The sequence below is a fragment of the Brevundimonas sp. NPDC092305 genome (assembly GCF_044755415.1).
Lineage (GTDB): Bacteria > Pseudomonadota > Alphaproteobacteria > Caulobacterales > Caulobacteraceae > Brevundimonas.
In genome coordinates, this window is the sequence record NZ_JBIVQY010000001.1 from 282,428 (window position 1) to 301,635 (window position 19,208).

Annotated in this window: 21 protein-coding genes and 1 tRNA gene; 11 read left to right on the plus strand and 11 right to left on the minus strand. The window is 67.5% G+C overall.

All coding sequences use genetic code 11. The features are described from left to right. Positions 1-8: 8 nt before the first annotated feature. Together ACIQC9_RS01300 and ACIQC9_RS01305 are read left to right on the plus strand one after the other, a co-directional pair. Positions 9-656 carry a trimeric intracellular cation channel family protein gene (locus ACIQC9_RS01300; RefSeq protein ID WP_400611806.1) on the plus strand — a complete coding sequence of 216 codons (648 nt, stop codon included), beginning with the start codon at positions 9-11 and terminating at the stop codon, positions 654-656. A 135-nt stretch (positions 657-791) separates the two neighbouring features. Next, positions 792-1,352: an HNH endonuclease gene (locus ACIQC9_RS01305; protein ID WP_400611807.1), complete on the plus strand. Its 561-nt coding sequence runs from the start codon at positions 792-794 to the stop codon at positions 1,350-1,352. 55 nt (positions 1,353-1,407) lie between these two features. Here the strand turns inward: ACIQC9_RS01305 and ACIQC9_RS01310 are convergent, their stop codons facing one another. Continuing rightward, positions 1,408-1,929 (minus strand): hypothetical protein, encoded by a 522-nt coding sequence (locus tag ACIQC9_RS01310; RefSeq protein ID WP_400611808.1) that lies wholly within the window; start codon positions 1,927-1,929, stop codon positions 1,408-1,410. A 113-nt stretch (positions 1,930-2,042) separates the two neighbouring features. On the opposite strand from ACIQC9_RS01310, the gene ACIQC9_RS01315 reads away from it, so the two are divergent. Further along, a complete protein-coding gene (locus ACIQC9_RS01315; protein ID WP_400611809.1) occupies positions 2,043-2,819 on the plus strand; it encodes a transglutaminase family protein in 777 nt (258 codons plus the stop codon). Here the strand turns inward: ACIQC9_RS01315 and ACIQC9_RS01320 are convergent. From ACIQC9_RS01320 to rpmB, 4 genes are all read right to left on the minus strand, one after another. Then, entirely contained in the window at positions 2,792-4,498 is a 1,707-nt protein-coding gene (locus ACIQC9_RS01320) for a M1 family metallopeptidase (RefSeq protein ID WP_400611810.1), read from the minus strand. The two genes, ACIQC9_RS01315 and ACIQC9_RS01320, sit on opposite strands and share 28 nt — an antisense overlap. Positions 4,499-4,503: 5 nt before the next feature. Next, a complete protein-coding gene (locus ACIQC9_RS01325; RefSeq protein ID WP_400611811.1) occupies positions 4,504-6,228 on the minus strand; it encodes a M1 family metallopeptidase in 1,725 nt (574 codons plus the stop codon). 73 nt (positions 6,229-6,301) lie between these two features. After that, entirely contained in the window at positions 6,302-6,640 is a 339-nt protein-coding gene (locus ACIQC9_RS01330; protein ID WP_400611812.1) for an MmcQ/YjbR family DNA-binding protein, read from the minus strand. A gap of 82 nt (positions 6,641-6,722) precedes the next feature. Continuing rightward, the gene (gene rpmB / locus ACIQC9_RS01335; protein ID WP_400611813.1) at positions 6,723-7,022 is read right to left on the minus strand and encodes a 50S ribosomal protein L28; all 300 of its coding nucleotides are present in this window, start codon (positions 7,020-7,022) and stop codon (positions 6,723-6,725) included. 171 nt (positions 7,023-7,193) lie between these two features. On the opposite strand from rpmB, the gene ACIQC9_RS01340 reads away from it, so the two are divergent. Both ACIQC9_RS01340 and ACIQC9_RS01345 read left to right on the plus strand, forming a co-directional pair. After that, entirely contained in the window at positions 7,194-7,664 is a 471-nt protein-coding gene (locus ACIQC9_RS01340) for a DUF3617 domain-containing protein (RefSeq protein ID WP_400611814.1), read from the plus strand. A gap of 106 nt (positions 7,665-7,770) precedes the next feature. Beyond that, positions 7,771-8,826, plus strand: a complete 1,056-nt coding sequence (locus ACIQC9_RS01345) for an NAD(P)-dependent alcohol dehydrogenase (protein WP_400611815.1) — start codon at positions 7,771-7,773, stop codon at positions 8,824-8,826. Positions 8,827-8,900: 74 nt separating this feature from the next. Here the strand turns inward: ACIQC9_RS01345 and ACIQC9_RS01350 are convergent, their stop codons facing one another. Together ACIQC9_RS01350 and fdxA are read right to left on the minus strand one after the other, a co-directional pair. Then, a complete protein-coding gene (locus ACIQC9_RS01350) occupies positions 8,901-9,434 on the minus strand; it encodes a CarD family transcriptional regulator (protein ID WP_400611816.1) in 534 nt (177 codons plus the stop codon). 306 nt (positions 9,435-9,740) lie between these two features. Next, the gene (fdxA, locus tag ACIQC9_RS01355; RefSeq protein WP_400611817.1) at positions 9,741-10,082 is read right to left on the minus strand and encodes a ferredoxin FdxA; all 342 of its coding nucleotides are present in this window, start codon (positions 10,080-10,082) and stop codon (positions 9,741-9,743) included. Between the two features lie 155 nt (positions 10,083-10,237). Here fdxA and ACIQC9_RS01360 point away from each other — a divergent pair, with 155 nt between their 5' ends. Next, positions 10,238-10,870 (plus strand): YceI family protein, encoded by a 633-nt coding sequence (locus ACIQC9_RS01360; RefSeq protein WP_400611818.1) that lies wholly within the window; start codon positions 10,238-10,240, stop codon positions 10,868-10,870. Here the strand turns inward: ACIQC9_RS01360 and ACIQC9_RS01365 are convergent. Together ACIQC9_RS01365 and ACIQC9_RS01370 are read right to left on the minus strand one after the other, a co-directional pair. Then, entirely contained in the window at positions 10,861-11,145 is a 285-nt protein-coding gene (locus tag ACIQC9_RS01365; RefSeq protein WP_400611819.1) for an RNA-binding S4 domain-containing protein, read from the minus strand. The two genes, ACIQC9_RS01360 and ACIQC9_RS01365, sit on opposite strands and share 10 nt — an antisense overlap. Next, positions 11,142-13,616 carry a helicase-related protein gene (locus tag ACIQC9_RS01370; RefSeq protein WP_400611820.1) on the minus strand — a complete coding sequence of 825 codons (2,475 nt, stop codon included), beginning with the start codon at positions 13,614-13,616 and terminating at the stop codon, positions 11,142-11,144. The genes ACIQC9_RS01365 and ACIQC9_RS01370 overlap by 4 nt, the downstream gene beginning before the upstream one ends. Positions 13,617-13,904: 288 nt before the next feature. On the opposite strand from ACIQC9_RS01370, the gene ACIQC9_RS01375 reads away from it, so the two are divergent. Continuing rightward, positions 13,905-13,981: transfer RNA gene (locus ACIQC9_RS01375), tRNA-Arg, on the plus strand. 20 nt (positions 13,982-14,001) lie between these two features. Here ACIQC9_RS01375 and ACIQC9_RS01380 read toward each other — a convergent pair. Next, positions 14,002-14,778, minus strand: a complete 777-nt coding sequence (locus tag ACIQC9_RS01380; protein WP_400611821.1) for an exodeoxyribonuclease III — start codon at positions 14,776-14,778, stop codon at positions 14,002-14,004. Next, a complete protein-coding gene (locus tag ACIQC9_RS01385) occupies positions 14,778-15,107 on the minus strand; it encodes a hypothetical protein (RefSeq protein ID WP_400611822.1) in 330 nt (109 codons plus the stop codon). The genes ACIQC9_RS01380 and ACIQC9_RS01385 overlap by 1 nt, the downstream gene beginning before the upstream one ends. On the opposite strand from ACIQC9_RS01385, the gene ACIQC9_RS01390 reads away from it, so the two are divergent. From ACIQC9_RS01390 to ACIQC9_RS01405, 4 genes are all read left to right on the plus strand, one after another. Continuing rightward, complete coding sequence (locus tag ACIQC9_RS01390; RefSeq protein ID WP_400611823.1) at positions 15,106-16,560, plus strand: DUF6880 family protein; 1,455 nt, start codon at positions 15,106-15,108, stop codon at positions 16,558-16,560. The genes ACIQC9_RS01385 and ACIQC9_RS01390 overlap by 2 nt on opposite strands. Before the next feature lie 43 nt (positions 16,561-16,603). Then, on the plus strand, positions 16,604-16,756 hold the full coding sequence (locus ACIQC9_RS01395) for a hypothetical protein (protein WP_400611824.1): 153 nt from the start codon (positions 16,604-16,606) through the stop codon (positions 16,754-16,756). A gap of 120 nt (positions 16,757-16,876) precedes the next feature. Further along, entirely contained in the window at positions 16,877-17,587 is a 711-nt protein-coding gene (locus ACIQC9_RS01400; RefSeq protein ID WP_400611825.1) for a response regulator, read from the plus strand. After that, the gene (locus ACIQC9_RS01405) at positions 17,584-19,170 is read left to right on the plus strand and encodes a histidine kinase dimerization/phospho-acceptor domain-containing protein (protein ID WP_400611826.1); all 1,587 of its coding nucleotides are present in this window, start codon (positions 17,584-17,586) and stop codon (positions 19,168-19,170) included. Before ACIQC9_RS01400 ends, ACIQC9_RS01405 begins: the two co-directional genes overlap by 4 nt. Positions 19,171-19,208 lie beyond the last annotated feature (38 nt).

Consider the following 19,208-nt stretch of genomic DNA (forward strand, 5'->3'; position numbering starts at 1 on the left):
AAAAGGACATGACACCCATCGTCGATCCCGCCCTGGCCGACCCGAAGACCGTGCTCGGCGCGCTCGACTTCGCCGGCGTGGCCGTGTTCGCGGCGACCGGCGCGCTGGCGGCGGCGCGACAGAAGCACGACCTCGTCACCTTCGCCTTTTTCGGCGCCATCACCGGTGTGGGCGGCGGCACCCTGCGCGACCTGCTGATCGGCGCGCCGGTCTTCTGGGTGCATGACTGGCGCTATATCGCCGTCTGTCTGGCGGCCTCGGTGGCGGTCTGGATGATCGGCAGCCGGCCGTGGCGGTTCCGGGCCCTGCTGTGGCTCGATGCGATCGGTCTGGCCGCCTACGGCGTGATGGGCGCGGCCAAGGCCGAGGCGTTCCAGATCGCGCCGCTGATCTGCATCGTCATGGGCGCGCTGACGGCCTGCTTCGGCGGGATCGTGCGGGACATCCTCGCGGGCGAGCCGTCGATCCTGCTGAGGCGCGAGATCACCGTCTCCGCGGCCCTGCTGGCCGCGACGATTTTCGTCGTAGCCCGCTCCCTCGGGCTGGAGGCCTGGCCCGCGGCCTTTATCGCCGCGCCGATCGGCTTCGCGCTTCGGGCCGGGGCGCTTCATTGGGGCTGGAGCCTGCCGGCGTTCCCGGGAACGGTGCAGCGCTGACGCCGTCGCCGAACCTTCGCCGAACAGTCATCGCCAAGCCGTCGAATCGGGACTAGCCTGAAGGCTCAGACAAGGAAGGAGACGTGTCTTCAGTCCTGTCGCCTCAATGACCCTCTGCCCGCGGGAGAGGACCTGATGCAGGTTCTCCAGAACCCGCCGTCCGGCTGGCCGGCCCTTGTGCTGAACGCCGACTTCCGCCCGCTGTCCTATTTCCCGCTGTCGATATGGTCGTGGGAGGAGACGGTGAAGGCGGTCTATCAGGACCGCGTCGACGTGGTGTCGGTCTACGACAAGGTCGTGCGCAGCCCGTCCATGGAGATCCAGCTGCCCAGCGTGATCGCGCTGAAAAGCTATATCGATCAGGACCGCCAGCCCGCCTTCACCCGCTTCAACGTCTTCCTGCGTGACGGCTTCGCCTGCCAGTACTGCGGCGACACGGCCGAGCTGACTTTCGACCATGTGATCCCGCGCAGCCGGGGCGGGCGCACGACGTGGGAAAACATCGTCGCCGCCTGTGGACCCTGCAACCTGCGCAAGGGCGGCCGCACGCCCCAGCAGGCCGGCATGCCCATCCGCCGCGCGCCGCATCGGCCGAACGCCTGGCAGCTTCAGGAACTGGGCCGCCGTTTTCCGCCGCACTACCTGCACCAGAGCTGGCTGGATTATCTCTACTGGGACATCGAGCTGGAGCCCTGATGTGCGAAAGCCCGCGCCTGTCGACGCGGGCTTCGAAGACAGCGGCGCCGCCGGTTTACTGCGCCTTGAACTGGCTTTCGCTCCAGCCGGTGACCAGCACCTGACCGTCAAGGCTCACGCTGCCGGCAGGCACGGTACGCGTCGCGCCATCGGCGGTCCGCATGACGAACGACGTGGCGCGGCCTTCGGTGTTGCGGACGACCTCGGTCACGGTTCCCAGCATCGCGCCGTCCGAGCTGTGGATCATGGCCCCGCTCTGGATAGCCGCGTCCACGGCGGCGCCGTCGCGGTCAGCACGGGCCTGAGCCTGGACGTCAGCGTTCGCGTTGACATTCGGGCGGGCGTCGCGAGCTGCGTTGCGCGCATCCCGCACCGTTTCCCGCGTCATGCCGGCCGCGCCCTGAACCGTGTCGCGGGTGGTGGAGCCAACGCCCTGAACAACCTGTCCGACAGGCGGAGTCGTCACGCCGACATTGCCGCCGACCTGACCGGTTAGACCGCCAGCGACCTGGGCTGACGCAGAGCTCGCGAGGAGCAGTGTCGCGGCTGCGGCGGATACATAAATCATCGATTTCATGGTGGAATTCCTCAAAGGACGGATGTCCCCCTTGCGGTGAGGAAACGAACGGGGGAATGGCGGGTTCCTGTGTCGGGCCGCGTACGGCCCCGCTCCCTGTCCGGAATCCCCGCATGAAAATCCGCGTCCGCGCCGAACTGGTCTATCGCTTCGAGCCGCCGACGGACGCGATCTACAAGATTCAGGTCGCGCGGTGGCCGGGCCAGAATATTCTCGAGGAGCGGCTGACCACCTCGCCGCAGGTCCAGTTCATCGAGGACGAGGACGACGAGTTCGGCGCCCGCACCCTTCGCGCCCACCTGTCCGGCGAGGTATCGCTGACCTATGAGGCCTTGGTCGACAACGGCAGTCTGAAGGGTCTGCCGCCGGTGACGGTCCAACACGACTGGAACGACCTACCTTCAGAGGTGCTGACGTATCTGAATGGCAGCCGCTACTGCCCGTCCGACCAGTTCGGCCGGTTCGTGGAGCGGACGTTCGGCGGCACCATCGGCGGCGACCGGGTGCTCAGGATTCTCGACTGGATCGCGGAGAATGTGGACTACGAGCCCGGTGTGTCCGACAGCGAGACCACCGCCGCGCGCACCTTCATCGACCGGGCGGGCGTGTGCCGGGACTTCACCCACCTGGGCATCACCCTGTGTCGCGCGTCGGGCATTCCGGCGCGCGCGGTCAGCGCCTTTGCGCATCAGCTGAATCCGCCGGACTTCCACGCCATCTTCGAGGTCTGGCTGTCGAACGGCTGGTGGTTGGTAGATCCGACGCGACTGGCGCCGGTCGAGGGTCTGGTGCGCATCGCCTGTGGGCGCGATGCGGCGGACATCGCCTTTCTGACGACGCAGGGGACCTGCGAGCTGGTCCGTCAGTCGGTTACGGCCGAGGCGGTCTGAGACGCCTTCCACGTCTCGATGAAGTCGAGGCGGCGCAGCACCTTGCTGTCGGGATCGATCAGCACATGCGCGCCGTCACGCACGCGAAGGACGCCCCTACCATCGCGCATGGACAGGATTTGACGACGTCCATCCACCTCCACATCGACCGGCATCGGGAAGACCGCGCCGTCGCCGGTCACCCATTCCAGCGTCAACCGGCCGGCCTCCCGCGTCTGACGCAGGTCGGGCAGGGAGGCGTTGTAGAGATAGCCGCGGAAGAACCAGGTCAGGTCGCGTCCGGTCTCCTGGTTGACGATGGACAGGAACTCGTCGGTCGTGCCGTTACGCGGCCGGAACTGGCCGGGGCGCGGATCGGCCGTGCCGTAAACCAGCCGGGTCACTGAGCGGAAGAAGGCCTCGTCGCCGATCAGCCGGCGCAGCGAGTGGGCGATCAGCGAACCCTTGCCGTAGATGTCCCCGCCCGGGCCGATATCGCCGTCGTAGACCTGGCTCTCGGTCATCTCGCGCCCAGAGACGATCGGGAATTTGTTCACCAGCCCCTGTCGCGACTTCAGCAGCGAGGCCTGCATGGCCATGTCGCCGTGCAGCCAGCGGTCATAGAGCGGCTGCATGTAGCTGCCGAGCCCTTCGTGCAGCCACATGTCGTCGGCGTTGCGGTTGGTCAGCTGATTTCCGAACCACTCATGCGACAGCTCGTGGTGCAGCAGCCAGTCGAAGCCCCGGCCGTCCAGCTTGTAGCGATTGCCGTAGGCGTTGATGGTCTGGTGCTCCATACCCAGATGCGGCGTCTCGACCACGCCCATCTTCTCGTCGGCGAAGGGATAGGGGCCGACGGTCGCCTCGTAGAAGTCCAGCATGGGCGCGAACTGGGCGAACAGGGCTTCGACCTTGGCCGGATCGTCGGACTTCAGATGCCAGTAGGTGGTCGGGAAGCTGTTGCCGAACCGGCTGTGATAGGTTGCCGTTCGCTCTTCGTAGGGGCCGACAGTCAGGGCGATGGCGTAGGTGTTCGGATTGGCCGCCGACCAGTTCCATGTCGTCCAGCCGTCGCCATGATCTTCCTTGCCCATGAAGCGGCCATTGGACGGCGCGGACAGGTTCGACGGCACGGTGATGTGCAGGTCCACCCGGCCGGGCTCAGCCAGCGGGTGGTCGATGCAGGGCCAGAAGATATCGCAGCCTTCGCCCTGCACCGCCGTGGCGATCCACGGCTCGCCGGTCGGCGCTGTCTCCCACTGGAAGCCGCCGTTCCAGGGCGAGTTCGGCGCGACCCGGGGCTGGCCGGCATAAGCGATGCGGAGCTGAACGGTCTGGCCGGCCGCCAGCGTGCGGCCCAGTTCGACCGTCAGCCGGCCTTCCGGATTCGACCACCGGTCCGCTGGAACAGGCTGCCCGTCAACCGACACCATCGAAATGACCAGCAGGGTATCCAGCTCGACCGCCAGCCGGTTGATCGGCGCGGTGGCGGTGAAGTCCAGCACGGCGACGGCGTCGATGGCCTTGTCGTCGGGAATGACCTTGATCGACAGGTCGGCCCTGTCAAACCGCATGGCCAGCTGCTCCGCTGTGCGGGGCTGGTCGGTCTGCAGGGTGAAGGGCGTGGACTCCCTTGCCGCCTCCTGCGCCAGCGCGGATCCGGCGATCAGCAAGAGGACGGCGGCGAGCGTGGTGCGCATCGCCCTCACCGACGCGCGGCCCGGTATGCGGCCAGCCGATCGACCTCGTCCAGCTGGCGCAGGATCTTGTTCTCGGGATCGATGATCACCGGCGCGCCACGCGGAATGTCGATCGAGCCGCGGCCATCACGCATCGGCACCGTGTGCAGCCGACCGGCCACCTCGACCTCGACCGGCATGGGGAAGACGCCGGCCGGCGTCGACCAGGACAGGTTCAGCCTGTCGCCGTCGCGCGTCTGGTTCAGCACGGGCAGCGACGCTTCGTAGAGGTAGGCGTTGAAGAACCAGTCGTAGTTTCGGCCCGTCACCGAGTTGACGATCTCGTTGAATTCGGGCGTCGAGCGGGTCTGGGGCGTGAAGTTGCCGGGTTCCGGATCTGGGCGTCCGTAGACGAGGATACGCAGCGCCCGGAAGAAGTCCGCGTCGCCCAGGGTCATGCGCAGGGTGTGCGTGACCAGCGAGCCCTTGGAATAGATGTCGCCGCCCGGCCCGGTCGGGTCGTTATAGACCTGATCCACCGTCTTCGGCGTCCGTGACACGATCGGCGCGCGGTTCAGCAGGCCCTCGCGCTGGTTTGCCAGCTCGCGCTGCATATAGCGTTCGCCCCGCAGCCAGCGGGCGTAGAGCGGCTGCATATAGCTGCCCAGCCCTTCGTGCAGCCACATGTCGTCGGCGTTCCAGTTGGTCAGCTGGTTGGCGAACCACTCGTGACTGAACTCATGCTGCAACAGCCAGTCGTAGCCCCGCTCATCCAGTTTGAACTCATTGCCGTAGGCGTTGATGGTCTGGTGCTCCATGCCCAGATGCGGCGTCTCGACCACGCCCATCTTTTCGTAGCCGAAGGGGTAGGGCCCGACGGTCTGTTCGAAGAAGTCCAGCATCTGCGGAAACTCGGCGAACAGGCGCTGGACGTCCTCCGGCTTGTCGGACTTCAGGTGCCAGAAATACATCGGGATGACGTTGCCGAACCGGCTCTGATAGTCGGCCGAGACCTCTTCATACGGACCGACGGTGACGTTGACGGCGTATATGTTCGGGTGACGGACGGTCCAGTTCCAAGTCGTCGTGCCATCGCCGTTGTCGGTCTTGCCCTGAAAGGTCCCGTTGGCGGGCGCGCTGAGGTTCGACGGCGCGGTGATGTGGATGTCGACCTGACCCGGCTCGGCGTTGGAGTTGTCGATGCAGGGGAAGATCAGGTCGCAGCCGTCCAGCTGCACCGCCGTGGCGATCCACGGCTCGCCGGTCGGCGCCGTCGCCCAGACCCAGCCGCCGTTCCACGGGGCGCGACGGGCCGTACGGGGCTGACCGCCATAGGCGATGCGCAGAGAGGTCGTCTCTCCAGCTTGCAGCGTGCGCGGAAGCTGGATCGTCATCCGGCCTTCGGGATTGCTCCATCCGTCACGGGCGATGGTCTGACCGTCCACCTGCACGTCCGAGACATCGAACAGGGCGTCCAGCTCAACCACCAGCCGGTCGACAGGGGCCAGGGCCGTGAAGTCCAGCACGCCCACGCCGCGCATGGCCTTCTGGTCGGGCAGTACGGTCAGGGAGATGTCGGCCTTGTCGAACCGCACCGCCTCCTGCTCGGGCGTGCGCGGCTGGTCGGTCTGAAGGGTGAAGGCCGAGGATTCAGGGCCGCCCTGGGCGTTCCTGTCCTGTGCCAGCGCGCCATTGGCGACGAGGGCGGCCCCGCCCAGAATGAGGATTCGCGCGAGTGCACGGGTGATCATTCAGCCCTCCATCGATCAGCGGTCTGAACCCTAGGCGGGATGGTCGTCGCGCCAAATGAACTCCCTGTAATGTTCAGAGGTCCAGCCCACGGGCCTTGCGCTGGGCTTTCGTCGCCCGCCGCGCCCACGCCCTGTCGATCTGCTCGCGCAGCCGCTCGTCATCGGCCGCCTCGTAGCGGACCAGCACGGCCGGCCAGCCCTCGAAATGCGGCGTCTGCCAGTAGGTCTGAGGCTCAGTCGCCATCAGGAACTCGACCGTACCCTTGTCGAGCCCGAGTGCGAGGGAATCCGGCTCTCGCGAATCGTTGACGATCCAGTGTCCGCACACCCGGACGCATCGCCCACCGTGCAGGTTTGAGTCCTCTGCACTGGGCTGACCGAGGGCGTAGGCGAACATCTCGTCGCGGGTCATTGCCCGACTGTGCCGTCGCCACGGGCAAAGAAAAAGGCCGGCGTGTCCGCCGGCCTCTTCAAAACCTTTGTGCAGTCGCCGATCAGGCGGCGGCGGCTTGCTCGGCCAGCTTGGCCTTGACCTGACGCTTGATGCGCTGGGCGCTGATCGATAGCTGCTCGTCCTTCGCCTTGACGATGAAGGCGTCAAGGCCGCCCTTGTAGTCCAGCGTGCGCAGCGCGGCGTTCGAGATGCGCAGCGAGAAGGTCTGGCCGAGGGCCTCCGAGGTCACCTTGACCGCCTTCAGCGACGGCAGGAAGCGACGCTTGGTCTTGATGTTCGAGTGGCTCACGCTGTTGCCGACCATGGGGCCGATACCGGTGAGTTCGCAACGACGCGACATCTGACTATCCTTCGGGTGCGGTCCGCGAGAGCAGACGCATTAAACAGGTGCGCGCGGGAGGGCATCCCGCGCGAGAGGGGGGCGTATAGAGGAAGAGTCCCGCGCGCGTCAAGGCGGCCCGACGACGCCAGACCCGTTCAACCGCCGTTCAGGCGCATCTATATAGACGACATGATCATGAGACCGAACCTCGCCTCCCTGACCCGCCTTCTCGCCGTCGCCGCGCCGGTCGTAGCCGGCGGCCTCATGCTCGGCTCGCCGGCTCCCGCACCCGCCCAGAGTCCGCCGCCCGTGCTGCCCGGCTACTGGGAATACACCACCAGCGCGGTCGGCGTTCGGGACACCGAACAGAAATGCGTCCGCCCCAGCGAGATCAATCGCTTCTTCGGCGGCCTGTCCACGCGGCGCTGGCAGTGCACCTATCCGGTGCGCGAGGTCGGAAACGGCCGCGCCCGGTTCGAGGGCGCCTGTCAGGACCGCAAGAACCGTCGCGTCAACGTGCGGCTCAACGGGACCTACCAGCAGGAAAGCTTCCGCTTCACCGGCGGCGCCCAGCTGGCCCGCGGCACGCCCTATCTGCCGGCGTCGATCACCGCCCGCCGTATTGCGGCCCAGTGCCCGGCCAACGCCGAGTATTTCTGAGCCTCACCGGCGATTTCGCCCTACCGCCCAGTGATCATCGTCCTATCTATGCCGTAGCCCGTCCGCCGCGCCCGGCGGTATGTTCGCTTGCTCACGAGGACGCCCCATGAAGACCATCGGTTACGCCGCCCAATCCACCACGGCCCCGCTGGCGCCGTGGGAGTTCGATCGCCGTGAGCTCCGCGCCAACGACGTGCAGATGGAGATCCAGTACTGCGGCGTCTGCCACTCGGACCTGCACCAGGCGCGTAACGACTGGGGCTGGTCGTCGTATCCGGTGGTGCCGGGCCATGAGATCGTAGGCGTCGTCACGGCCGTCGGGCCGGAAGTGACGAGGTTCAAGGAAGGCGACCGCGTCGCCGTCGGCTGCATGGTCGACAGCTGCCAGCATTGCGACCAGTGCGAAAAGGGCGAGGAGCAACTCTGTCGCCACGGCAACACCCAGACCTACAACGGCAAGGACAGGATCACGGGCGAGCCGACCTATGGCGGCTATTCCAAACATCTTGTGGTGCGTCAGGAGTTCGTCCTGTCGGTGCCGGATGCGCTGGACATCGCCAAGGCCGCGCCCCTGCTGTGTGCGGGCATCACGACCTGGTCGCCGCTGAAGACCTGGGGCGTCAAGGAAGGCACCCGCGTCGGTGTCATCGGTCTGGGTGGGCTGGGACACATGGCGGTCAAGCTGGCCGCGGGCCTCGGCGCACATGTGACGGTGCTCAGCCGCACGGCGGACAAGGAAGCCGATGCGAAGGCGTTGGGCGCGCATGAACTGCTGGTCTCGTCGGACAAGGCGGCGATGAAGGCGGCGACGAACAGCCTCGACCTGATCATCGACACCGTGCCGGTGAAACACGACCTCAACCCCTACATGCCGCTGCTCGACATCGACGGCACCCTGGTCATCGTCGGCCAGCTGGGTCCGATGGAGGAGATGTCGACCCTGCCGCTGCTGCTGGCCCGTCGCCGGGTCTCCGGCTCGCCCATCGGCGGCATCCGCGAGACGCAGGAGATGCTCGATTTCTGCGCCGAGAAAGGCATCCTTCCCGACGTCGAGATGATCCGCATGGACGAGATCAATCACGCCTTCGACCGGATGGAAAAGTCCGACGTCCGCTACCGCTTCGTCATCGACATGAGCTCGCTGGACCAGCCGGCGGCCTGACACCGACTAGATTCACACAGCAAAAAGGCCCGGGATCGCTCCCGGGCCTTTTCGTTTCAGCGATGCGCGTCTGATCAGGCGGCTTCGGCAGCGGGGACGATGGCCTTCTTGGCGCTCAGCGACTTGCCGAGCAGCTCGACGGCCGCGTCCTTGTCGATCTTGTTGGCGGCCGCGACTTCGCGGGCCATGCGGTCCAGCGCCGATTCATAGAGCTGGCGCTCCGAATAGGACTGTTCCGGCTGGGTCTCGGCGCGGTGCAGGTCGCGGACGACCTCGGCGATCGAGATCAGGTCGCCCGAGTTGATCTTGGCTTCGTATTCCTGCGCCCGACGCGACCACATGGTGCGCTTGATGCGGGCGCGGCCCTTGAGAACGGTCAGGGCCTTGGTGACGGTGTCGTCGGCGGCCAGGGTGCGCAGGCCGGCGGTCTTGGCCTTCTTGGTCGGGACGCGCAGGGTCATCTTCTCGTGGTCGAAGGTCACGACATAGACCTCCAGCGACATGCCGGCGACTTCCTGGGTCTCGACCGCCGCGACCTTGCCGACGCCGTGCGCCGGATAGACGACCGCGTCGCCAACCTTGAATTCCAGACCCGTCTTGCTCGTCATGTCATTCCTTTCCCGGCGCAGGGGAAAAGGGGAGGCGCAGGCGCATCGACAATAGAAGGCCATGCCGGCGGACAGGCTCCGCAGGCTATGTCAGTCAGTCGTCAAATGCGGAAACGGATCACCCAACCTCTGGCCGATCCCGCCTGCATGGGCGGGATTCTGTCGCAAACGCGGGCGGCGCGAGGTTTTCGCATCCGCCCGACCCAATGACAGGAACCTATCACAAATCTGCGGAATTTCAAAATGTCCACAGCGTCAGTGGACGGAGGACCGTAAATCTTCTCCCCGGAAGAGGCTGACGCTACGTCAGGAACCCTTGCCGGGCTTCGTCGAGAAGTATTTCTCGAACTTGCCGGTCTCGCGCTCGAACTGTTCCTTGTCCGACGGCGGCGTGCCCTTGACCGTGATGTTGGGCCAGACCTTGGCGTATTCGGCGTTGATCTGCAGCCACTTGCCGTCCGGCTCGTCCTCTGTGTCAGGCACGATGGCGTCAACGGGGCACTCGGGCTCGCAGACGCCGCAGTCGATGCATTCGTCCGGCGCGATGACCAGGAAGTTCTCGCCCTCATAGAAGCAGTCGACCGGGCACACCTCGACGCAGTCCATGAACTTGCAGCGCACGCAGGCGTCGGTGACGATGTAGGTCATGATCGGGGCGGTTGGCGTTCGGTGAGGGCGCGGGACGCGCAGATGACCCTGCGCGACCCGACTGTCAACCGATGCGACGATCCGGGACCTTGCGCAATGCGCCCGATCCGCTATCTGCATCAGTATCTATTACAGATAACTGATCAGGATTTTCCATGAAGCTGTCCACCCGCACCCTGACCGTCGCCACGGCCGTGCTCGCCTTCGCCGCCTCGGCCGCCGCAGTCACCGCCCGCACACAGGCCACTGAAGTTCCGTCCGAAGTTCAGGCCGGCTCCTACAAGCTGGATCCCGACCACGGCAAGATCACCTGGTCCGTCGATCATCTCGGCTTCTCGACCTACGTCGGCCAGTTCGTGAACGTACAGGCAGAACTGACGCTGGACGCCGCCAACCCCGCCAACTCCCGCCTGACGGCGACCATCCCGCTGACGGACGTGGACTCCAACTCCGACGGTCTGGACCAGCACCTCCAGACGCCGGACTTCTTCGACACGGCCAATCATCCGACCGCGACCTTCGTGTCCCGATCAGTCACCGTTGACGCGGACGACGCGAACGAGGCGAGTGTGGTTGGCGATCTGACCCTGCGCGGCGTGACGAAGCCCGTCACCATGGACGTCGAGTTCAACAAGGCCGGCCCGGGCATGGGCGGGACCTATCGAGCGGGCTTCGATGGCGAGGCGACGATCAAGCGGTCCGAGTTCGGCATCACCTTCGGCCAGCAGATGGGTCTGGGCGACGAGGTCAAGCTGCACATCGAGGGCGAGTTCGTCCGTCAGCCCTGATCGGCGGCGACGAGCGAGTACAAGGCGCGGGCCTCTTCGGCAGGTCCGCGCCGCTCCCCCAGCGCCTCGACCCGAAGGTCCATCAGCCGCCCGCCCGTCGCAAAGGTCAGGCCGTCGCCGACATGTACGCTGCGGCTGGGCTTGTCGAGGCGGACCTGCGCCCCGTTGTGCGTCAGCCTGATCCGGCCGCCTCCGACCATGGCGGCCGCCAGCGTCCGGGTTTTTGCGAACCGCGCCCGCCACAGCCACACGTCTATGCGGCAGGATTCGCTCAAGACGGCTTGGCTCGGCGAGAGCGTTTCGGACGTCGCGGCTGAACCGGCGCGGTCAAGGCGGCCAGCGCGGCGAAGGGCGAGGCCGGATTGGCCACCGGCTTTGGCGTCTTGTCCGCCCGTTGCTCACGCGTCGGACGGAGGCGCGACGTCAGCATCGCGGCCTCGTCACGCTTCAGGCCCAGCGCGGTCAGGTCAGCCTCATCCAGCCTGCCCTTCTTTCGGGCGATGCGTTCGGCCAAGGCTTCCAGCAAATCGACCGACGCAGCAACGCGTCCAACAGCGCGGACGCCAAAGGCGGACAGCAGGCGGGATGAGGGCGCAGGGTCTGGCAGGACCGTCAGCCCCCCGGACCTCGGCCGCCATGGCTCGGTTGCGACGAAGGCCTGCATCAGCGCGCGGGCGCGATCCTTCATCAGTCCGGGCAGCCACACCGAATGTGCGCCCAATCGTATGCCGAACTCCTTCAATGTCCGCCGCTCGACCTGACTGAGGGCATGCAGGTCGCGCTCGACCTCGCGCCGATCGATCACGCCGCCGGCCTCGATCAGGCGGAAGGCGATACCCCGGGGCAATCCTTTCAGCCCGCCGCTTTCGACCGCCTGCTTCAATCGCCGCATAGGCCGCAGCGCCCGGCCGGCCTCAGCCGCGAGCCAGGCTTCCAGCCGCCGCGTCGCCCGTTCCCGGGCCGCTACAGCGCCGAGGTCGCCCAGAAGCCGCACGCGTGGCGAGAAGGGCTCGCCCCCGGTGATGGCGCCGGCCTGCATCCCGTTCCACAGCACCGCGCCGTCCGGCGTCACCGTGAACGCGTGATCCTCATCCGCCGCCAGCGCGCCCAGTCGTCTGGCGACCTCGGGCGTCACAGCCTGTCGCGCCGCGTGGCGCAGGGCGCGATCCTCCAGCGCGCTTGACCCCCGGTCGAGGGTGAAGGCGATGCCGGACAGGCGACCCACCGGGTGTCCCTCGACGATGACCTCGCCGTCGTCCCCGACGCGCGCTGTTGCATCGCCCCGCACGTTCAGCGCCTGCATCAGGGCGGTCGTCCGGCGGTCGACGAAGCGCGCGGTCAGCCGGGCGTGCAACACGTCGGACAGCCGCTCCTCCAGCGCCTTGGTCTGCTCGCGCCAATCCTTCGGCTGATCCAACCAGTCTTGCCGGTTGGCGATGTAGCTAAGGGTGCGGACCCCGCTCAGCCGTGCGGACAACTGGTCTATTTGCCCGTCCTCACGATCCAGCTCGGCGACGCGCGGGGCGATCCAGTCCGTCGTCAGACGACCGCGCGGTCCGGTCAGGGCGCGGAAGATGTCGGCGGCCAGTCCGGCGTGCTCGTCCAGCGTCGTCTTCTGGAAGTCCGGCAGCTGACAGGCTTCCCACAGCCGCATGATCGCGCCGCGCGACCGGCCGACGCGGGCGATGGCCTCGTCCTTGATCAGACGGCGCAGCAAGGTCTCGTCCAGCGCCGGCTGCGTCAGCCGCAGGCCGTGGACGCCCGGCGTCAGGGTCAGGGAGCGCAGCAGGTCATTCAGGCTGTCGAAGTCCAGCCGCGCATTGCGCCACTCCGCCGCCTCGACCGGATCGAACCGATGCTCCAGCACCTGCTCGACCACGTCGGGATCCAGCTCCAGCGTCTCGCCCGTGACGCCAAAGGTCCCGTCCTTCAGGTGCCGCCCGGCGCGTCCGGCGATTTGACCGATCTCGTGCGCATGCAGCCAGCGGGTGCGGCGGCCGTCGAACTTTCTCAGGCCGGCGAAGGCGACGTGGTCGACCTCCATGTTCAGCCCCATGCCGATCGCGTCGGTGGCGACCAGAAAGTCGACCTCGCCGGACTGGAACAGCTCGACCTGGGCGTTGCGGGTTCGGGGGCTCAGCGAGCCCATGACCACCGCTGCGCCGCCGCGTTGTCGCCGGATCAGCTCGGCGATGGCGTAGACCTGCTCGGTCGAGAAGGCGACGATGGCCGAGCGGCGTGGCAGGCGGGTCAGCTTCTTCGACCCCGCATAGGTCAGCTGAGACAGCCGCGGCCGTTCCACAATCTCGACATCGGGGACGCGGGCCCGCACCAGCCGCTCCATCGTCCCGGCGCCGAGGAACATGGTCTCGTAGCGACCCCGCGCATGGAGCAGGCGCTGGGTGAAGACGTGACCGCGCTCCGGATCGGCGGCCAGCTGGATCTCGTCGACGGCCAAGAATTCGACCTGTCGCTCCAGCGGCATCGCCTCGACGGTGCAGACGAAATAGACCGCGCGCGCCGGGACGATCTTCTCCTCGCCGGTGATCAGGGCGACCGAGGCGGCGCCGCGCCGTTTGACGATCCGGTCGTAGATCTCGCGCGCCAGAAGTCTCAGCGGCAGGCCGATCATGCCAGACGCGTGACCCAACATCCGCTCGACCGCGAGGTGGGTCTTGCCGGTGTTGGTGGGGCCCAGAACCGCGGTGACCCGCGACGGCGCCTGACCTGTCGAACGGTCGCTCATGATGTGCAGAAGGTGGCGTCTATCGGGAGGTTCCTCAAGCGTCGCCGCCACCCGTTAACGGCGCAGCTTGTTCCGGCGGAACAGGCGCGAAACGAATCAGGACCGAATCACTGACTCGTCCCGATTCGGGATTTGTTCCCTACAAGATATTGTATCTTAAAGGCGATTAACCACAACCGATAACGTCGAGCTTTGACGGCTCTTCAGACGACGTTCCGACTGTAATGCGATTCCGCCGTCCGGACCGCTTCCCTCGCGGTCCATGCTCGGCTAGGTCAGCCCCCGCGTGGCCCCGTAGCTCAGCTGCATAGAGCAAGGCTTTCCTAAAGCCGAGGTCGCAGGTTGGAGTCCTGCCGGGGTCGCCAAAACCTGATTTTCGCCCGGTTCAGGCGTCGGTGAGTTCAATCCACGCGGGGGCGTGATCGCTGGCGCCGTCCTGTCCGCGGACGGCGCTGTCCACGCCGGCATCCACCAGCCGCGCCGCCAGTTTCGGGCTGAGCAGCAGGTGGTCGATCCGCAAGCCGGCGTCGCGCGCCCAGGCCTCGCGGAAATACTGCCAGAAGGTCCAGGGCGGATCGTTCGGGAACCGCTCCAGCAGGGCGTCGGTCCAGCCCTGTTCGACCAGCCGCGCGAAGGCGGCGCGGCTCTCGGGCTGCAGCAGGGCGTTCTTGAGCCACGAGCGGGTGTTGTAGATGTCGCGATCCGTCGGCACGACGTTGAAGTCGCCAATCAGGGCGGCGGGCACGCCCGCGTCGAGCAGGCCCCTCGCATGTGCGATCAACCGCTCGAGCCACGCCAGCTTGTAGTCGAACTTCGGCCCCGGCCACGGATTGCCGTTTGGCAGGTAAAGGCAGCCGATCAGCACCCCGTTCACCGCCGCCTCGATGTAGCGGCCTTGCACGTCCTTCGGGTCGCCCGGCAGGGATCGGCGCGTGAGCACCGGTTCGCCCACGCGCGACAGGATGGCGACGCCATTCCACCGGTGCTCGCCTTGCCAAACGGCGGAATAGCCCGCGTCCGCCAGCGCCTTTTCGGGAAACTGGCTGTGGGCGGCCTTGAGTTCCTGCAGGCACGCCACATCGGGCTGCGTCTCCGCCAGCCAGTCCAGCAGATTGGGCAGCCGGGTGTTGACGCCGTTGATGTTGAACGTCGCGATCCGCATCAGCGCTCCAGCCGTTCGAACCAGTCGGCATAGGGTGTGTTCCGGGCCATGTGGCGGTTCAGGTCGGGTGCGCCGTCCGACCACCAGACCGAGCCGCGTTCGCCCAAGGCGATCTTCGCTGTGTCGACCGCCGCCCGCGCCCTGGCGAGGCCGGCGCCACCATCATGCAGGGCGGCGCGAACGGCGCGTCGCGCGGTCATCAGGTCCAAAACCAGCGACTGCCTGACGTCTTCCGCCAGTGCGGGATTCGTCGTCCGCCACAGCCGGCCGCGCACGACGAAGTAGCGGCCGTCGGGCGTCACGGGGTAAGGCTGGTTTCGTCGCGCCATGGCCAAGCAACCGCTGACGCCCCGGATGGTTCGTGACATGACGGCCGGAGTGGTGTCCGGAACGTCTCGAAAGGTCGTCTCACGCATGGCGAAAGCCGCCCCTAAGCTCACCAAGGTCGTAGCCGAGGGCAACCTCGTCCGCCTCGGCGCGGACCGGCTGGCGGCGCTGCTGGTCGAGGCCGCGGCCGCCGATCCGGGGTTCAAGCGACGGCTCAGGCTGGAGCTGGCGGCCGAGATCGGCGCGCCGGACCTGGCGCTGGAACTGGACAAGAGGCTGAAGACGCTGGCCGAGAGCCGCGCCCGGGTGTCGTGGCGCAAGCGGCCGGACCTGATCCGCGAACTGCGCAGCCTGCGTGATCTGATCGTCGGACGGCTGGCGGAGGCGGATGTGCGACTGGCCTTCGATCGGCTGATCGTCTGGTTCGACCTGCTGACGCCGCTGAACGCGCGGACGAAGGATCCGAAGGGCGAACTGGCGCTTGTGTTCGACGAGGCTGCTCCGGCTCTGGCGCGCATTGCGTCCGCCGCCGGCCCGGACATCGCTTCGCCCGTGCTCATCGAAGCCCTGACGACCCGGTCGACTCCGTGGGCCTCGTTCGTGGGTCGTGGCGTAAGCGACCTCAGCCCCGCGCTGGCTCGTCGTCTTTTGAAGGATCTCTCTGCGTCAACGGAAGGTGCAACAGGTCGCATCGCGCTGGTGATGCGCAAGCTGGCCGATCGGACAGGCGATCTGGACGCATGGCTCGCCGCGCTGCGCGATGAGGACCGGCGGCAACCCGCCGTGGCCGCCGAGATCGCACGCCGCCTCGCCGTCGCGGGCCGGGTCGCCGAGGCGCGGGCCGCCCTCGACGCCGCGGCCAGCCGGCCTGAGCAGAGGGGCGGCCGGCGCTGGATCGCGCCCACCCCTCCGCCCACTCCGGACGAAGCCTGGCACGCCGCCGAGATCGCGGTTCTGGACGCCGAAGGTCGTGACGCCGAGGCCCTAGACGCTCGCTGGCGGCGCTTCGAGCGCACGGTGTCGGTCGAGGACCTTCGCGAACTGATCTCGCACCTTCCGGACTTCGAGGACGTGGTCGCGACAGACCGGGCGGTGGCCTTTGCGGCCGGCTACTTCGACCTGATGAAGGGGCTGGCCTTCCTGATGGACCAGGGCGCGTTGCGAGAAGCGGCCGAGGCCGTCATCGCCCGGCCGTCGGATCTGCGCGGCAATGTCGAGGAGACGCCGCTGTGGGCGTCCCGGCTGGCGGGTCGCTTCCCGCTGGCGGCCTTGCTTCTGTTGCGCGCACGAGCAGAGGCGCTGGTTCGGCTGGGTGGAGTCGACGATCCGGAGACCGCGACCGTGCTGCATGAGGCGGAGGCGCTGGCGGCGGATCTGCCGGATGCAAACCTGCCCTCTCACGCCGCCTTCGTCGCATCCCTGACCCCGCCGCCAAGGCGTCGCGGCTGGCGGTGAGGCCCCTCTGGTCGAGAGCCCTGACCGAGCGCATGATACGCCGGTGAACGAAGACGATGACATTACCGAACCGAACGATCCCGGACCGAAGGATCCGGAGCAGTTCTGGCTGTTCGTCGCCCTGTGGGTCGTGACCGGGGCGATGCTGATCGCCTGCGGGTTCATCGCCTTCATGGAGATCAGCGGCCGGGCCTGACGGTCTGCACGCCTTCTGCACACGGCCTGCCCCGAACCTCCTCGCGCCACGCGTCCGCCCTGAACCGACGCGCGCCACAACCGTCCTGAAGCCGTTGACCCCGACGCAAGGACACTGAACATGGCGATCATGCAGAGAACCGTTCTGGTGGTCGACGACGACCCGCACATCCGCGACCTGCTCGCCTTCGCCCTGCGCAAGGCCGGACTGGCGGTGCGCGAGGCGGCGGACGGAGAGGCGGCGCTGGCCGATCTGGACGCCCATCCGTCCGATCTGGTCGTGCTGGACATCAACATGCCGCGCCTCGACGGACTGGAGACCTGCCGCCGCATCCGCGCGCGCAGCGATCTGCCGGTCTTGTTCCTGTCGTCCCGCGACGACGAGATCGATCGCATTCTCGGCATCGAACTGGGCGCGGACGACTATGTGGTCAAGCCGTTCAGCCCGCGTGAGGTGGTGGCCCGCGTCGCCGCCATCCTGCGCCGCACCGCTCGCACGCCGCCGCCGCTGCCGTCCGGCGGGGTCGAACACGGCAGTCTGTCGCTGGACGCGGAAGGCTGGCGAGCGTCCTGGGCCGGGCGGGAGGTGCCGCTGACGGTGACCGAGTTCGCCATCGTCCGCGTGCTGGCGGCGCAGCCTCGCATGGTCTTCACCCGGGACGCCATCATCGACCGGGTCCACGGCCCCGGCTTCGCCATGACCGATCGCACCATCGACAGCCACGTCCGCAACCTGCGCGGCAAGTTCGCGGCGGTGGGGGGCGGCGATGTGATCGAGACCCGACCGGGCCTCGGCTACCAGCTCGGTCCCTGCGTGGGCGCGCCGGCTTGACCCAGGGCGAGCCGGGACGGTTCAGGCTGTTCGTGCGCCGCTACTGGCCGGCGCTCAGGCTGCGGACCATCCTTGTCGCCGTGCTGATCTTCGCGGGCGTCCTGCCGGGGCTCAGCGCCATCTTCCTGCGTGTCTACGAGAACACCCTCGTCCGCCAGACAGAGGCCGAGCTGGTCGCCCAGACCGCCGCCCTGTCCGCCACGGCCGAGGCCCTGTGGCCCGGCGGTCCGACCACCGCTCCGCCGCCGGAAGTCCGGGCCACGCCGGGATACTACCAGCCTGAACCGGCGACCATCGACCTCGGCTCGACCCCCATCTTGCCACCGCGACCGTCGCCGCACCCGACAACGACGGCGCCCGATGCGACGGCCGTCGCGGTCGCCGGACGTCTGGCCCCAGTCGCCGCCGAGACCAGCCGCACGACGTTGGCCTCGATCATTGTTCTGGACCGTCACGGCATCGCCCTGACCAGCTATGCGCGCGGCGGCGACTGGAGCGGTCTCCCGGAAGTGCGGGCGGCGCTGGAAGGCCGGCCCGAGACGGTGCTGCGCCGTAACGCCTCCTATCGCCCCCGCTATTCCATGGAATGGGTCAGCCGGGCGTCCGCCCTGCGCATCCACCACGCTCGCCCGATTGTCGTGAACGGCCGGGTCGAGGGCGTGGTCCTGACCTCACGCTCCCCGCGCGCCCTGTTCCGGGGCATGTATCAGGACCGGATCAAGATCGGCCTCGGCATCGTCGGGACCTTGGGCTTTCTGGCCCTGCTGGCGGTTCTGGTCTCGCGCGGCATCGCCCGGCCGATAGAGGTGCTCAGCCGGGTCAGCCGCGAGGTGGCGTCGGGGGGAGGGCAGGTGCCCCCGCCGCCCGCGACCGCCGCCATCGAGATCCGGGACCTGTACGAGGATTTCGGTCATATGGCGCAGGCCGTGGAGCGACGCAGCCGTTATCTGCGCGACTTCGCCGCCGCCGTCAGCCACGAGTTCAAGACGCCGCTCGCAGGCATTCAGGGCGCGGTCGAACTGCTGCAGGACCATGAGGACATGGAGTCGGATCAGCGCCGGCGCTTCCTCGACAACATCGCCGCCGACGGCCGCCGCCTGTCGGCGCTCGTCACCCGGCTGATGGACCTTGCCCGCGCCGACATGGCCCGGCCCGAGGCGGGGTTGTCCGTGGACCTGCGCCCGGCGGTGATGAAGGCGGTCGACGCCCGATCGGGCGAGCTGGCCATCACGGTCGACCTGCCGGACGACCTGCCGACCGTGGCCGTGCCGGGCGCCAGTATCGAGATGGTGGTGTCGACGCTGCTCGAGAACAGCCGGCAGGCCGGCGCCGGCGGCGCGACCGTGCGGGCGCATCTGACGGAGGAGGCCGTGGTGCTGTCGATCTCCGATGACGGGCCGGGCGTTGCGTCTGCGGATGTGGAACGCGTCTTCGAGCCCTTCTTCACCACGCGGCGGGAACAGGGGGGAGCCGGGTTGGGCCTCTCCATCGCTCAGGCGCTGCTGGCGGCGAACAAGGCCTCGTTGAACTTCGCACCGTCAGGGAAGGGCGCGAATTTCGAAATTCGCTTGCCCCGCGCCTGAGCGCCATCAGGTTCTAACAGTCGACCTCGTGCGAGACT

Coding starts and splice junctions, on each gene's coding strand:
- ACIQC9_RS01350 (WP_400611816.1), bottom strand. CDS start 9,434: ATGACGAGCAAGACGGGTCTGGAATTCAAGGTTGGCGACGCGGTCGTC.
- ACIQC9_RS01380 (WP_400611821.1), bottom strand. CDS start 14,778: ATGCGGATCGCGACGTTCAACATCAACGGCGTCAACACCCGGCTGCCC.
- rpmB (WP_400611813.1), bottom strand. CDS start 7,022: ATGTCGCGTCGTTGCGAACTCACCGGTATCGGCCCCATGGTCGGCAAC.
- ACIQC9_RS01345 (WP_400611815.1), top strand. CDS start 7,771: ATGAAGACCATCGGTTACGCCGCCCAATCCACCACGGCCCCGCTGGCG.
- ACIQC9_RS01390 (WP_400611823.1), top strand. CDS start 15,106: ATGGCCAAGCAACCGCTGACGCCCCGGATGGTTCGTGACATGACGGCC.
- fdxA (WP_400611817.1), bottom strand. CDS start 10,082: ATGACCTACATCGTCACCGACGCCTGCGTGCGCTGCAAGTTCATGGAC.
- ACIQC9_RS01325 (WP_400611811.1), bottom strand. CDS start 6,228: ATGATCACCCGTGCACTCGCGCGAATCCTCATTCTGGGCGGGGCCGCC.
- ACIQC9_RS01360 (WP_400611818.1), top strand. CDS start 10,238: ATGAAGCTGTCCACCCGCACCCTGACCGTCGCCACGGCCGTGCTCGCC.
- ACIQC9_RS01320 (WP_400611810.1), bottom strand. CDS start 4,498: ATGCGCACCACGCTCGCCGCCGTCCTCTTGCTGATCGCCGGATCCGCG.
- ACIQC9_RS01385 (WP_400611822.1), bottom strand. CDS start 15,107: ATGGCGCGACGAAACCAGCCTTACCCCGTGACGCCCGACGGCCGCTAC.
- ACIQC9_RS01315 (WP_400611809.1), top strand. CDS start 2,043: ATGAAAATCCGCGTCCGCGCCGAACTGGTCTATCGCTTCGAGCCGCCG.
- ACIQC9_RS01370 (WP_400611820.1), bottom strand. CDS start 13,616: ATGAGCGACCGTTCGACAGGTCAGGCGCCGTCGCGGGTCACCGCGGTT.
- ACIQC9_RS01340 (WP_400611814.1), top strand. CDS start 7,194: ATGATCATGAGACCGAACCTCGCCTCCCTGACCCGCCTTCTCGCCGTC.
- ACIQC9_RS01310 (WP_400611808.1), bottom strand. CDS start 1,929: ATGAAATCGATGATTTATGTATCCGCCGCAGCCGCGACACTGCTCCTC.
- ACIQC9_RS01400 (WP_400611825.1), top strand. CDS start 16,877: ATGGCGATCATGCAGAGAACCGTTCTGGTGGTCGACGACGACCCGCAC.
- ACIQC9_RS01305 (WP_400611807.1), top strand. CDS start 792: ATGCAGGTTCTCCAGAACCCGCCGTCCGGCTGGCCGGCCCTTGTGCTG.
- ACIQC9_RS01330 (WP_400611812.1), bottom strand. CDS start 6,640: ATGACCCGCGACGAGATGTTCGCCTACGCCCTCGGTCAGCCCAGTGCA.
- ACIQC9_RS01300 (WP_400611806.1), top strand. CDS start 9: ATGACACCCATCGTCGATCCCGCCCTGGCCGACCCGAAGACCGTGCTC.